12 protein-coding genes are annotated in these 12,646 nt (G+C 71.4%); 3 read left to right on the forward strand and 9 right to left on the reverse strand.

Translation table 11 applies throughout. The annotated features are described in order from the left end of the window. Positions 1-13: 13 nt before the first annotated feature. On the reverse strand, positions 14-2,107 hold the full coding sequence (tkt, locus tag ACSU6M_RS28405; RefSeq protein WP_437073427.1) for a transketolase: 2,094 nt from the start codon (positions 2,105-2,107) through the stop codon (positions 14-16). Between the two features lie 146 nt (positions 2,108-2,253). Here tkt and ACSU6M_RS28410 point away from each other — a divergent pair, with 146 nt between their 5' ends. After that, positions 2,254-3,141 (forward strand): helix-turn-helix domain-containing protein, encoded by an 888-nt coding sequence (locus tag ACSU6M_RS28410; RefSeq protein ID WP_437073429.1) that lies wholly within the window; start codon positions 2,254-2,256, stop codon positions 3,139-3,141. 6 nt (positions 3,142-3,147) lie between these two features. Here ACSU6M_RS28410 and ACSU6M_RS28415 read toward each other — a convergent pair whose 3' ends face one another. Next, a complete protein-coding gene (locus ACSU6M_RS28415) occupies positions 3,148-3,645 on the reverse strand; it encodes a GNAT family N-acetyltransferase (protein ID WP_437073430.1) in 498 nt (165 codons plus the stop codon). A gap of 56 nt (positions 3,646-3,701) precedes the next feature. Then, positions 3,702-5,102 (reverse strand): glycoside hydrolase family 16 protein, encoded by a 1,401-nt coding sequence (locus ACSU6M_RS28420; protein ID WP_437073431.1) that lies wholly within the window; start codon positions 5,100-5,102, stop codon positions 3,702-3,704. Positions 5,103-5,299: 197 nt separating this feature from the next. Between ACSU6M_RS28420 and ACSU6M_RS28425 the strand changes: the two genes are divergently transcribed. Beyond that, entirely contained in the window at positions 5,300-5,713 is a 414-nt protein-coding gene (locus ACSU6M_RS28425) for a VOC family protein (protein WP_437073432.1), read from the forward strand. 10 nt (positions 5,714-5,723) lie between these two features. On the opposite strand, the gene ACSU6M_RS28430 is transcribed toward ACSU6M_RS28425, so the two are convergent. From ACSU6M_RS28430 to ACSU6M_RS28455, 6 genes are all read right to left on the reverse strand, one after another. After that, a complete protein-coding gene (locus ACSU6M_RS28430) occupies positions 5,724-6,170 on the reverse strand; it encodes an N-acetyltransferase family protein (protein WP_437073433.1) in 447 nt (148 codons plus the stop codon). Positions 6,171-6,265: 95 nt separating this feature from the next. After that, complete coding sequence (locus tag ACSU6M_RS28435) at positions 6,266-7,951, reverse strand: carbohydrate binding domain-containing protein (protein ID WP_437073435.1); 1,686 nt, start codon at positions 7,949-7,951, stop codon at positions 6,266-6,268. 249 nt (positions 7,952-8,200) lie between these two features. Then, positions 8,201-8,689 carry a hypothetical protein gene (locus ACSU6M_RS28440; RefSeq protein ID WP_437073437.1) on the reverse strand — a complete coding sequence of 163 codons (489 nt, stop codon included), beginning with the start codon at positions 8,687-8,689 and terminating at the stop codon, positions 8,201-8,203. Positions 8,690-8,792: 103 nt separating this feature from the next. Beyond that, a complete protein-coding gene (locus ACSU6M_RS28445; protein WP_437073438.1) occupies positions 8,793-9,917 on the reverse strand; it encodes an ATP-grasp domain-containing protein in 1,125 nt (374 codons plus the stop codon). Positions 9,918-10,107: 190 nt separating this feature from the next. Then, complete coding sequence (locus tag ACSU6M_RS28450) at positions 10,108-10,470, reverse strand: hypothetical protein (RefSeq protein ID WP_437073440.1); 363 nt, start codon at positions 10,468-10,470, stop codon at positions 10,108-10,110. Positions 10,471-11,049: 579 nt separating this feature from the next. Further along, positions 11,050-11,700, reverse strand: coding sequence for a helix-turn-helix domain-containing protein (locus ACSU6M_RS28455; RefSeq protein ID WP_437073441.1), 651 nt, complete (start codon positions 11,698-11,700; stop codon positions 11,050-11,052). A gap of 223 nt (positions 11,701-11,923) precedes the next feature. Here ACSU6M_RS28455 and ACSU6M_RS28460 point away from each other — a divergent pair, with 223 nt between their 5' ends. Continuing rightward, on the forward strand, positions 11,924-12,595 hold the full coding sequence (locus tag ACSU6M_RS28460; protein ID WP_437073443.1) for an MmyB family transcriptional regulator: 672 nt from the start codon (positions 11,924-11,926) through the stop codon (positions 12,593-12,595). The last annotated feature ends 51 nt before the right edge of the window (positions 12,596-12,646 follow it).

Below are 12,646 nucleotides of genomic sequence, written 5' to 3' on the forward strand. Positions count from 1 at the left end.
TCTGGCGGTCGGATCAGCCACGCGCGGCGGCGAGGCCCGCAGTCGCATCAAGGGCAGCCCTCGCGGACGCGGCGACGTTCTCGGCGGTGAAGCCGTACTCGGCGAACAGGGTGGAGGCGTCGGCGGAGGCGCCGAAGTGCTCCAGGGAGACGATGCGTCCTGCGTCACCTGTGTAGCGGTACCACGTCAGGGCGATCCCGGCCTCGACGGCGACCCGCGCTCGCACGGACGGCGGAAGGACGCGCTCGCGGTACTCCCGCGGCTGCTCCTCGAACCACTCCACGGACGGCATCGACACCACCCGGGTCCCGGTCCCCTCGGCCTCCAGCAGCTCTCGCGCGCCGACGGCGAGCTGCACCTCGGAGCCGGTGGCGATCAGGATCACGTCGGGCGTCTCGGTGGAGGACTCCAGCAGCACGTATCCGCCGCGCGCGGCGTCCGGGTTCGGCGGGTACGTCGGCACGCCCTGACGGGTGAGGGCCAGGCCGTGCGGGGCCGGCTGGGTGGAGTGGCGGCGCATGATCTCGGCCCAGGCGATGGCGGTCTCGTTGGCGTCGGCCGGGCGGACCACGTTCAGGCCGGGGATCGCGCGCAGCGCGGCCAGGTGCTCGACCGGCTGGTGGGTCGGGCCGTCCTCGCCGAGGCCGATGGAGTCGTGCGTCCACACATAGGTCACCGGCAGCTGCATCAGCGCCGACATACGGACGGCGTTGCGCATGTAGTCGGAGAACACCAGGAAGGTGCCGCCGTAGATGCGGGTGTTGCCGTGCAGCGCGATGCCGTTCATCTCGGCTGCCATCGAGAACTCGCGGATGCCGAAGTGGACGGTACGGCCGTACGGGTCGGCCTCGGGCAGCGGGTTGCCGGCCGGGAGGAAGGACGACGTGCTGTCGATGGTGGTGTTGTTCGACCCGGCGAGGTCGGCGGAGCCGCCCCACAGCTCGGGAAGCACACCGCCCAGCGCCTGGAGCACCTTGCCGGAGGCGGCGCGGGTCGCGACCGACTTGCCGGGCTCGAACACCGGGATCGAGGACTCCCAGCCCTCGGGCAGCTGACCCGCGACGACACGGTCGAACAGGGCCGCACGCCCCGGCTGGGCCGCCCGCCACGCGCCGATCCGCCGGTCCCAGGCGGCGTGCGCCTCGGCGCCCCGGTCCAGGGCCCGGCGGGTGTGGGCGAGGACCTCGTCGGCGACCTCGAAGGTGCGCTCCGGGTCGAAGCCGAGGAGGCGCTTGGTGGCGGCGATCTCCTCCTCGCCCAGCGCCGAGCCGTGCGCGGCCTCGGTGTTGCGCGCGTTGGGGGCGGGCCAGGCGATGATCGTGCGCATCGCGATGATCGACGGCCGCTCGGTCTCGGCCTGCGCCGCCCGCAGGGCCGCGTACAGGGCGTGGACGTCGACATCGCCCTCGGCGGTGGGCTCGATGCGCTGGGTGTGCCAGCCGTACGCCTCGTAGCGCCCCAGGACGTCCTCGGAGAACGCCGTGGCGGTGTCGCCCTCGATGGAGATGTGGTTGTCGTCGTAGAGGAAGACCAGGTTGCCGAGCTTCTGGTGGCCGGCGAGGGAGGACGCCTCGGCGGAGACGCCCTCCTGGAGGTCGCCGTCGGAGACGATCGCCCAGATCGTGTGGTCGAACGGCGACTCGCCCCGCGGGGTGTCCGGGTCGAACAGACCGCGCTCGTAGCGGGCGGCCATCGCCATGCCCACCGCGTTGGCCACACCCTGGCCCAGCGGACCGGTGGTGGTCTCCACACCGGCCGTGTGGCCGTACTCGGGGTGGCCGGGCGTCTTGGAGCCCTGGGTGCGGAACGCCTTCAGGTCCTCCAGCTCCAGCTCGTACCCGGCGAGGAAGAGCTGCGTGTACAGGGTCAGCGAGGTGTGGCCGGGGGAGAGGACGAACCGGTCGCGGCCGGTCCACTCCGGGTCGGCCGGGTCATGCCGCATCACCTTCTGAAAGATCGTGTACGCGGCCGGGGCCAGGCTCATCGCCGTGCCGGGGTGGCCGTTGCCCACCTTCTGCACGGCATCGGCCGCGAGAAGGCGGGCCGTGTCGACGGCACGCCGGTCGAGTTCGGTCCACTCCAAGGTGTCGGGCGTCTGCGTGCTCATCTTCAAGAAGTCCTCTGAAAGAGCCGGATTACTGGTCGGACGCGTTAGAGATTAAAAGTCTGACTTTTAGGAGGCCAGGTCGGTGTGTGTCAGCCTTTGGTGAAAGTGGGACACCACCCGTACGGACGAGTCAGTGCGAGAAGGACATGGCGGACAGAACCAACCCCCCAGGTGAGGGCATCAGGACTTTCGCCTTCCCCACCGACCTCAGCGTCTGCGGGGTCGGCATGCAGGTCGGCCCCATGGGCGCCGACCGCACCTGGCACGCCGACGCCCCGCTCGACAAGGTCCACCGCATCGACTTCCACGTGGTGATGCTGTTCTCCGCCGGTCCCGTCCGTCACATGATCGACTTCGCCGAGTACGAGGCACAGGCCGGCGAGCTGCTGTGGATCCGCCCCGGACAGGTGCACCGCTTCTCGACCGACGCCGAGTACCGCGGCACCGTCCTGACCATGCAGCCCGGTTTCCTGCCCCGCGCCACCGTCGAGGCCACCGGCCTCTACCGCTACGACCTGCCGCCCCTGCTGCACCCCGACGCCGAACAGCTGACCGGCCTGACGGCCTCCCTGAACCAGCTGCGGCGCGAGTACGAGGACACCGACACCCTCCCGCTCAGCCTGCACACCGCCGTGCTGCGCCACTCCCTGACCGCGTTCCTGCTGCGCCTCGCGCATCTCGCGGCCAGCTCCGCCGAGGCCGAGCGCCGGCAGGCCGACACCACGTTCACCCTCTTCCGGGACGCCGTGGAGCAGGGCTTCGCCACCAACCACAGCGTCAGCGCCTACGCCGACGGCCTCGCCATCTCCCGCCGCACCCTGGTCCGCGCGGTGCGCGCCGCGACCGGCGAGACGCCCAAGGGCTTCATCGACAAGCGGGTCGTCCTGGAGGCCAAGCGCCTGCTCGCCCACACCGATCTGCCGATCGGCCGGGTCGGTGTGGCGGTCGGCTTCCCGGACGCGGCGAACTTCTCCAAGTTCTTCCACCAGCACACGGACATGACGCCCGCGGCCTTCCGCGCCGAACTGCGCTGAGCGGCCTCAGCCGCGCTCGCCCTCCTCGGTCCGGTACGGCCGCAACCCCCGGCGGCGGTAGTTGGGCAGCGCCCGCGGGTGGTCCCACGAGGAGGTGTGCAGCCACACCCGGCGCACCGAGGGCGTCACCTCCCAGGCGCCCCGGACCGCGAGCGTCAGCGCGAAACCGCCGAGGCCCTTGCCGACGAACTCCGGCAGCAGGCCGAACGACCCGATCTCCACCTCGTCGTCCGGCTGGGGCTTGTAGGTGACGATGCCCGCCGGCTCGCCCTCGAAGGACAGCAGCCCGAACGTCCGGTCCGGGGTCTCGGCGAACCAGACCCGCCACTGCTCCAGGGTCCGGCTCGCGCTCCGCCAGCCGTAGGGCGTGCCGACCCGCGTCAGCAGATCGACCACCAGGGGCGAGTCCCGCTCCAGCGGCTCAAGGCGCAGGCCGGGCACGGGAGGGGCGGGTTCCAGCTGATCCGGGCCGGTCATCTCCACGTACGTCACGATCTCCTTCATCCACGCAGGCTAAGGGGGCCCCACGCGCGCGTGAAGCCCCCTTCGCGGTGTCCTGCTCAGCGCCCGAAGTGGAACCAGTTGACGTTCACGAAGTCGGCCGGCTGGCCGCTGGTGAAGGTCAGATAGACGTCATGGGTGCCGGTGACGCCGGTGATGTTCGCCGGGACCGCCCGCCAGGACTGCCAGCCGCCGGTGCTGCCGACCGCGAAACTCCCGATCGGCGCGCTGGTACGGCTGTCCAGGCGCACCTCGACCAGACCGCTCACACCGGACCCGGCACCGCTCGCGACCCGGGCGTAGAACTGCCTGGCCGGCGTGGAGCCGAAATTGACGCCCCGGTAGAGCGTCCAGTCGCCGTTCGCCACGGCCCCGATGTTCTGGCCGCCGCCCGTGTCCGAGGTGCCCTCGGTGATCACGCCGGACTGGCCGTCGAAGGACTCGGCCTGGATGGCGGAGTAGGCGTCGCGGTTGCCGGCCGGCGGGGTGGTGCCGCCGCCTCCGCCGCCCCCCGCGGACAGCACCTGCACATAGTCGACGACCATCGCGTGCCCCGGCACCGTACCGGCGTCCGGGCCGCCGCCGAAGGCGTTCGGGAAGCCGCCGCCCATGGCCACGTTCAGGATGATGAAGAAGCCGTGGTTCGTGGCGTTGGCCCAGGTCGTCGCGTCCACCTGGTTCGCCCTGACCGTGTGGTAGTGGGTGCTGTCGACGAAGAAGCGGATCTCCTCAACGGCCGTGGAGCGGTCCCACTCCATGCGGTAGGTGTGGAATCCCGCCTGACAGGTGGTGCCGGGGCAGGCGGTCGAACCGCCGATGCCGCTCGTCTCGTTGCAGGGACCGCCGGGACTGGTGCCGCAGTGCATCGTCGCCCATACGGTGTTCAGGCCCTGGACGTTCTCCATGATGTCCAGTTCGCCGACGCCCGGCCAGTTCCAGTAGTTGCCGCGGAAGGGCGCGCCCAGCATCCAGAACGCCGGCCAGTAGCCCTTGGCGGCGGCGCCGGTGACGTTCGGCATCTGGATGCGCGCCTCCACGCGCAGCTTGCCGCCGGAGGGGGGCTGGAAGTCGGTGCGGTGGGTCTCGATCCGGCCCGAGGTCCAGCGGCCGCCCGCGTCGCGGCGCGGGGTGATGCGCAGATGGCCGCTGCCGTCCAGGGCGACGTTGCTGGTGCTGGAGGTCATCGTCTCGACCTCGCCGGTGCCCCAGTTGGCGGGGCCGCCCGGATAGGACGTGCCGGTCGCGTACTGCCAGCGGGCGGTGTTGACACCGGTCCCGGCCGGGCCGTCGAAGTCGTCGACGAAGACCTGGGTCCAGCCGGACGGGGGCGGCGGCGCGGTGGCGTTCGCCGTGCCGGTGACCGTCGTGGCGGCGGCCGCGGCCAGGGCGAGCGTGCCGACGGCGGCGATCAGGGCCCGCCGCAGCGGACGGCGTCTGGGGAGGTCCGGGGTTCGGCTCATGTGGGGGTGCCTCTCGTGAACACTGGGTGAGAGCGCTCTCAGGGTGCGCCCAATGTGCTCCCGCGGGCCAGGGCCGTCAAGAGGTGAAGCGGGTAAATCCGTTGACCGGTGGACGAGTTCAGGACGCGAACGGAGGGAATGCGGTGATGCGCGCCCGCAGTTGTGCCGGACAGCACCCGTGAGCACGAAGGAGCCCCATGTCCGACGAACCCGCCGTCCGCGAACTGCGCCTGGTCGTCACGGCCGAGGACTACGAGCAGGCCCTGCACTTCTACCGGGACGTCCTCGGCCTGCCCGAACGCGCCGCGTACTCCTCGCCCGGCGGCCACGTCACCATCCTGGAGGCGGGCCGGGCCACCCTGGAGATCACCGATCCGAACCACGCCGCGTTCATCGACGACGTCGAGGTGGGCCGCAGGGTCGCCGGACATGTGCGGGTCGCGTTCCAGGTCGGCGACTCCACCGCGGTGACCGCGAAGCTGGCGGCGGCCGGCGCGGAGGTGATCGCCGAGCCGACGCGCACCCCGTGGAACTCGCTCAACTCCCGTCTCCGGGCCCCCGCCGCCCTCCAGCTGACGCTGTTCGAGGAGCTGGGCGCCGAGGCGTCCTAGGTGCTGGATGTCAGGCGGCGCCCAGCGGATAGTCGTAGCGGATGAAGCCGTTGTACGCCGCGACCTTGTCGTAGAGGGCGCGGGCGGTGGCGTTGTGGTCCTGGGTGGTCCAGTACAGCCGGACCGCGCCCCGCTCGCGCGCCTCGACCGCGACCGCCTCGATCAGCGCCCGCGCGGCTCCCTGTCCCCGCGCGGCCTCGGCCACGTACAGGTCCTGGAGGTAGCAGCTGTCGGCCGTCCAGACCTGGGCGTGGAAGAGGTAGTGGGTGATGCCGACCAGGTGTCCGTCCGCCGTGCGCGCGCCCAGGGCGTGCACCTCGGTGCCCGCCCTCAGGCGCTGCCAGGCCGCCTCGTACTCCTCGTCGGAGGTCTCGGTGGCGTAGAACTTCTTGTAGCCGCGCGCGAGTTCCTCCCACGCGGGACGGTCCTCGGGACGCAGCCCATCAATGGTGATCACGAACAGCCATTGTGATCACCTCTGTCCGGTGTCACCAGCCCCGTCTCGCGGGCGGGGACCGCCGCGCGGGGGAGGTGCCCCGCGCGGCGGACCGTTCAGCCGGTGAAGCCGGCGGTGATCGAGGTGAACTGCCAGTTGCTCTGGCTGATGCCGGAGCAGTTGCTGGTCACCCCGCCGCCGGGACAGGGCCGGTCGCGGTTGACCGACCAGAACGCGAGACGGGCGATGTGCTTGGCGTTCGCCCAGTCCCGGATCTGCGTCCAGATCGCCGTCGAGGTGAGCTCCTGCTGGTCGGACAGCCCGTTCATGCCGGAGATCCCGATGTGCGCGTAGGCGGTGGCGTCGTCCCAGCCGAAGGTCGACTTCAGCTTGTTCTTCAGCCCTTCCGTCGCGTTCACGGTGTTGCCGTACATGTCCGCGTGCCCGTTGAAGTCGAACGGCATGATCGTGAACACGTCGATGTTGGCGTTCAGCGCCTTGGCCTGCTCGATGAGCCGGTTGCCCCAGTAGGTGGGACCGGTGGTCGTGGTCCCGAAGGTGATGATCGTCCGCAGGCCCGGGTTGTTGGCCTTGACGATCCTCAGCGCGTTGAGGATGCGGTCCTGGACGACGGCGTTCTCGAACTCGTCGGTGTTCTCGATGTCGACGTCGATCGCCTTCAGCCCGTAGGCGTCGATGACCTTCTGGTACGCCCCCGCCAGCGCCTCGGCCGTCGAGCAGTTGGGGCCGAGCTTGTTGCCGCTCCAGCCGCCGATCGACGGGACGATGTCACCGCCCGCGGCACGGATGGAGTTGATGACGCTCTGGTCGTTGCCGCCGGTCAGCGGCCGGTTGCCGTCCCAGGCGGGGTTGCAGCCGCCGGAGGAGAGGATGAACGCCATCGTGTACCACTTGATGCCGGTCGCGCTCATCACCGAGGTCGCGCTGGGCGGTTCGCCCCAGCCGAGGTACAGATAGGGCGCGGCCTGCTTGAAGCCGGTGCCCCCGCCGCCGCCCGGATCGGTGGTGACGGTGACGGCGTTGGACGCCGCCGAACTGTTGCCCGCCGCGTCCCTGGCCCGCACGGTGAAGGTGTACGCCGTGTTCGGCGCGAGCCCCGAGACCGTGGCGCTCGTCCCCGAGGCGCTCACCACCTGCTGGGAGCCGTTGTAGACGTCGTACGCCGTGACGCCGACGTTGTCGGTCGAGGCGTTCCACGCCAGCGACACGCTCGACGAGGACTTGCCGGTGGACCGCAGGCTGCCCGGCGCACTCGGCGCCTGCGTGTCGCCACCGCCGCCGCCGGGCCCGTCGAGGCTGATGTCGTCGGCGTAGTACGTCCCTTGTCCGTACCAGCCGTGCACGTACACCCGCGCACTGGTCTGCGAGGCGCCGGTGGTGAAGGTCAGCCGCAGCTGGCTGTACGCCGACGGGGAGCTGGTCCAGGTCGAGGAACCGCCGTCGACGCCGAGGTAGACGTACGAGCCCCGCACCCAACCGCTGAGCGTGTACGTCGTGTTGGGCTGGACCGCGACGGTCTGCCCGCACTTGGCGTTGTCGCTCGCGCCGGCCGCCCCTTGGAGCGCCCGCGAGCCGCTGTGCACGGGGGAGGAGACGACGGAACCGAGGTTCCCCGAGCAGGACCAGGGTGACAACGCCCCCGATTCGAACCCGGAGTTGGTCAGGATGTTGGCTGCATGAGCGGTACCGGGAAGGGCGACGGCCCCGCCGACCGCGAGGCCGACGGCACCGCACCACGCGACGAGTCTGCGTCTGGAGCGACCGAGGAGTGATATGCGCACGCGTTCTCCCTGAGGGGTGTGGGGTGTTCGGGAGTGCACAGGGGTGCGAGGAGGTGCGCCCACCAAGTTGGTATGGACCAATGAGCCTGTCAAGGGAGGGGGCGGAATTGGTCCATACCGGAGGTGACGTGCTTCAGGGGCGGGGAACTGCTCCCTTCCCTGGTGCGGGCGGCCGATCCCTTGAAGTCGATCATCCAGTCGGCCCGACTCGTCTCGTTTCCCCCGACCGCAGGAAGTTCAGGCTGCGGTTCACCGGGCGAGCGAGGACGCTTCACCAACGGCCGCCAGCAGTTGGAACTGCCACTCCGGATCGGCTTGCCCGATGGCCAGGCCGATCCATCGCTCCGAGTTCGGCAACCGCCACATCTGCATGCTCCCGGCGACACTGCACAGGAAGCTGAGCGGCTCGCGAGCCGTGACGTCGGGGTCGGGGTCGTCGAGCCCGAGATACGGCCACAGATCAACCGCTTCCGGGGCACCCCAACGTTGCGTGAGGATGACAGCCAGAGCGGCGAGGTCGGCTTCCAACTCCTGCTCGGCCGCCTCGACGATCTCGGGGCTCCGGTCCTCCCAGAAGTCCCGGCTCTCGCGGAGCACGGCCAGGTGAAACCCGGGCCCACTCCACTGGCCGTCCGGTCCCGGCCTTCCCTCCACCTCAGGGAAGGGCAGAGAGCTCAAGTTGTCGATGATCGACAACTGCTCGTCAGTGTGGCCTGCGGACTGGTGCTGGGGCGGCATGGCCGAAGCCTAGCCGCCTGGTTCCCATCCGCCTGGGCAGGTTCCAACCAACGTGTCACGGCACAGTGATGCACAGGCACAAGACACCCCTTGGAATCGATCCTCAGAGCGGCAGCACCTGGGCCGAAGCCTCCACCGACGTGGACGGCGCGGGCACCGCGGGCAGCAGCACGCCACCCTCCTCGACCCTCTGCTGCGGCAGGGCGACGGGCCGCAACGGCCGGGGCCCCGACACCACCGTGTAGTCCTGGCCGAGGAACGGGGGCGCGACCTCCCCGATCTCCTCGCCGAGAGCCATCCGCACGGCCAGCCACGGCACGTTGATCCCGCACAGCGACAGCTGGTGCAGGCCGCCCGCCGGCCGCGTGTTGACATCCATCAGCACCGGCCGGTCCCCGAACATCCGGAACTGGATGTTGGACAGATGCCGCAGCCCGAACCCCTCCGCGATCGTCCGCGCCGGCTCCAGCCACTGCTCGTGCAGCGTGAACCCGCGCCGCCGCCCGTTCTTGGTGCGGCCCACCGCCAGCCGCAGCCGGCTGTCCGGCCCGGTGAGGCAGTCCACGGACACCTCGGGCTGCTCCAGCCGCGGCATGACCAGCCAGTCCACCGGCTCCTCGGCCTGCCGCAGCGCGTCGACGACCAGGTCGAGATGGACGTACGGGCTGGGGAAGCCGCTGAGGTGCACCAGCGAGAAGGGCGCGCGCGTGATGACCCGGAAGCCCACCCCGCCCGCCCCGGACGCCGGCTTGAAGCACGCCGTGTGCCCGCCGGCCTCCAACTCCTCCACCGCGGCCACCAGTTCGGCGGCCGAACGCACCCGCCACCACGGCGGCACCGGGACGCCGATCGCCTGGACCGCCTCGTAGGCGACGATCTTGTCCTGGAACACGGCGATCGCCTCCGGCGGCGGCGCCAGCAGCGCCGTGCCGACCGCCTCGAACTCCGCCCGGTGCGCCGCGATCACCGCCTGGTGCAGCCGGGGGACGAAGACGTCGATGCCGCGCCGCGCGCACTGGTCGAGGGCGTACTCGACGTACGCGGCCGGGGACAGTCCCTCCGGCTCCAGCTCGGCGGTGTCGGCGGCGGCGAGCACGGGGGAGTCCGGGTCGCCGTGCGTGGCGTGGATCTCGACGGCGCGGTCGCTGGGATTTCGCCGCAGCTGATCCATGAAGAACACGTTCTCCGCGTACGTGCGGTTGAGCCAGACGCGTACGCGAGAGACCATTCAGGCCGCCTTTCACGGTTCGCGGGCAGGGCGGAGCGGCCCGTGCCCGGGCAGGATGGAGGGAGGGTCACCGAACCGCCCTGGCGAAGGGAGTTTCGGGCGGTGGTGTCGGGGGGATCATACGGCTTTCAAAGGCCGCCGCGTGCAACACGCGGGTTACGGATTCACCGGTCTCGCGCCGGGCCCGGTGTCATCCCCGCGGCCGGCAGCTGCGCAGCAGCCGGAAGAACTCCTCCTCGTTGCCTCTCAGGCCCGCCGCCGCGAGAGCCTGCTCCGCCTCGGCGAGCACCGAGGGCGGCACCGAGGGCGGCAGCGCGACCGGCGTCGGGGCCGGGGGCCGGGGAGGGGTCGGGGCCGCCGTCGAGGTCGAGGTGGGGGCCGCCGCCGAGGTCGGCGTCGGGGTCGGTGTCGGTGCCGCGGGTGGTGCGTCTGGTGTCCCCCGCCCGGTCGCCTGGTCGTCGGCGGCGTCGAAGGCGGCCCGGACCGTGTGCAGCAGGCGCAGATACGCCTGGACGGCCGCGCGTTCCCGGTCGGTCAGGACGGACGTGGGCATGGGTCGGCTCTCCCCGTGTCGGATGCGATGACGCATCCCCCAGCTTGCCCCCCGCCACTGACAATCGAGGGGGACCGCACCCGGAACCACTCGGACAGCCGTGCCGCGCTCAGCCCTGTGGCCCCGGACAGCCCAGCGGCGTCCCGGTCCGCCCGGCCGGCCGCTCCCGCCGCGCCGGCCCGCGCGCGGCCGAACCGGCCAGCGGCGTCCGTCACTTGATCCTCGGCAGCGGCCCGCACGCCCCGGCCGTCCCGAGATCCGCCGACAGCGCGGCTGTCTGGAGACCCACCGGCAGCGCGGCCGTCCCGAGATCCGCCGGGCTGCCGGGCAGTCGGGCGGCGACCGCCAGGCGCCCGCACCGGGAGGCCGTGGTGCCCGGCCCGCGAGAGCCAACTCAGGCTCGGGGACCGCCCGTTGGCGAGCCGGGGCGGGACCCTCCTCGACGATCACCATCCTGGGCGACCGGGGCCGACCGGACCCCTTGGAGCGGGGTGGCGCGCAGGCGGCGCATCGTCCGGCGCGCGCCTGCCGTTGTGACGCCGACGCCGACGCCGACGCCGACGCCGACGCCGACGCCGATCAGGACTCGGGCCGCTTGACACTCTCCAGCAGCATGTCCAGCCACTCGGCGACCTTGTCGCGGTGCTGGTCGGTGGGGAGTTGGGCGGCCCGCCAGGCGATCCCGCGCACACCGTGGTCCTGGAGCAGCCTCTCCAGCGGGTCCTCCGACGCCTGCGCCGCCTCGCGCTCGGCCAGCTTCTGCAGCAGGTCCTGCTCGGTGCGCTGCAGCGCGATGGCCAGGGCCTCGCCGTCCTCGGCGGTCAGGAAACCGGCGTGCACCCGGAAGAAGCGCTGGATGGCGTCGCAGTGCTCCATGGTGGGGCGGCGGTCGCCGTTGATCAGCGCCCCGGCCTGCTGCCGGGACATGCCCGCGCCGTCGGCGATCTCCTGCTGGGTGTACCGGCGCCCGTTGGGCTTGAGCCGGGTGCGGCGCAGCAGGTCCAGCCGCTGGAGAAAGCGCGCCTGCACATCGGGCTCACCGGCCGGGCGGCCCTGGAGGAGATCCTTGACCACCGGCTCCGGGACCCCGGAGGCCACCGACAGTCGCGCCGTGTCGAAAACCTCCGCGTGCGCCACGCCGAGCCGGTCGGCGAGCGCGGTGACGCGGGCGACGACGGCCGGCAGGACAGCCGATGCCATGCCGTCCGGAACCTCGTAGCCATCCGTCACCGACGTGTCTCCTACGTCTCGCACAGCCATCTCGCATGTGGTCTCCGTGAACTTCCCGGAGCGTAGCGGGTGCTTCGAACTCACATCCAGGTCTCGCCACAACTGTGGCCAATTTCAGCCGTCAACAGTCGCTGAATGCCACGATAGTTGACATGCCTACGGTCTGAGCAGCAGGATCGGGGCGCCGCGAGAAGGCCGCATAGGCAAGAGGGGTGACCTCCCGATGGCATATCAGGCAGGTGGGCAGCGGCCGGCATCGCGGCCCGCCCCCATCAGTTCCCAGGCGCTCGAGGAGTACCTGCGGGACTACGCCGCGCTCGTGGAGGCCGTCCCCTTCCCCTCCCTCGTGGTCGATCACCGCTGGGACGTGGTGCTGACCAACAGCGCGTTCGAGACACTTTTCCGTGGCGTCGGGCCGCATCCGACCGCCATGCCCGGGGACAACTTCCTCCGCTTCGTCCTGTTCCATCCCGACGCCGCGTCCGTTCTCGGGGACCACGAGTCGAGCTGGTGCCTGCCGATGCTGGCGCACTTCACCACGACCCTGGAGCGCCACGCCCACGACGCGGGGCTCCAGGCCGTACGCCGGGACATCGCCCAGGACCCGCTCATGGAGGCCGCCTACCGGCAGGGCCTGCCGCACTGGATGCGCGCCATGGGGGAGGCGGCCGTCGAGCACGACGGCGCCGTCCGCCCGCTGCTGCACCCCGACCCGCGCTGGGGCGCCACCGACTGCCGGATCGTCGACGAGACCCCCAAGGTGCTACGGGACTCGGGCCACACCCGGCTGACCATGGTGCTGCGCGGCCGCCGGCCCGCCACCCCTCGGGGCGGCCGCCCCCGGGCCCGTCGAGCCGCGGGCCATCTCACGGTGGTGCCCACCCCCGAGGGCTGACCTGACACCGCCGGCGTTCAGGTCGCCGGCGGCGTCAGGCGGACCCCCACC

The organism is Streptomyces sp. enrichment culture, from assembly GCF_964272895.1.
Lineage (GTDB): Bacteria > Actinomycetota > Actinomycetes > Streptomycetales > Streptomycetaceae > Streptomyces.

What these genes read in the sequence shown, in the direction of transcription:
- tkt (WP_437073427.1), bottom strand. Translation starts at nt 2,107, where the DNA reads ATGAGCACGCAGACGCCCGACACCTTGGAGTGGACCGAACTCGACCGG.
- ACSU6M_RS28410 (WP_437073429.1), top strand. Translation starts at nt 2,254, where the DNA reads ATGGCGGACAGAACCAACCCCCCAGGTGAGGGCATCAGGACTTTCGCC.
- ACSU6M_RS28415 (WP_437073430.1), bottom strand. Translation starts at nt 3,645, where the DNA reads ATGAAGGAGATCGTGACGTACGTGGAGATGACCGGCCCGGATCAGCTG.
- ACSU6M_RS28420 (WP_437073431.1), bottom strand. Translation starts at nt 5,102, where the DNA reads ATGAGCCGAACCCCGGACCTCCCCAGACGCCGTCCGCTGCGGCGGGCC.
- ACSU6M_RS28425 (WP_437073432.1), top strand. Translation starts at nt 5,300, where the DNA reads ATGTCCGACGAACCCGCCGTCCGCGAACTGCGCCTGGTCGTCACGGCC.
- ACSU6M_RS28440 (WP_437073437.1), bottom strand. Translation starts at nt 8,689, where the DNA reads ATGCCGCCCCAGCACCAGTCCGCAGGCCACACTGACGAGCAGTTGTCG.
- ACSU6M_RS28445 (WP_437073438.1), bottom strand. Translation starts at nt 9,917, where the DNA reads ATGGTCTCTCGCGTACGCGTCTGGCTCAACCGCACGTACGCGGAGAAC.
- ACSU6M_RS28450 (WP_437073440.1), bottom strand. Translation starts at nt 10,470, where the DNA reads ATGCCCACGTCCGTCCTGACCGACCGGGAACGCGCGGCCGTCCAGGCG.
- ACSU6M_RS28460 (WP_437073443.1), top strand. Translation starts at nt 11,924, where the DNA reads ATGGCATATCAGGCAGGTGGGCAGCGGCCGGCATCGCGGCCCGCCCCC.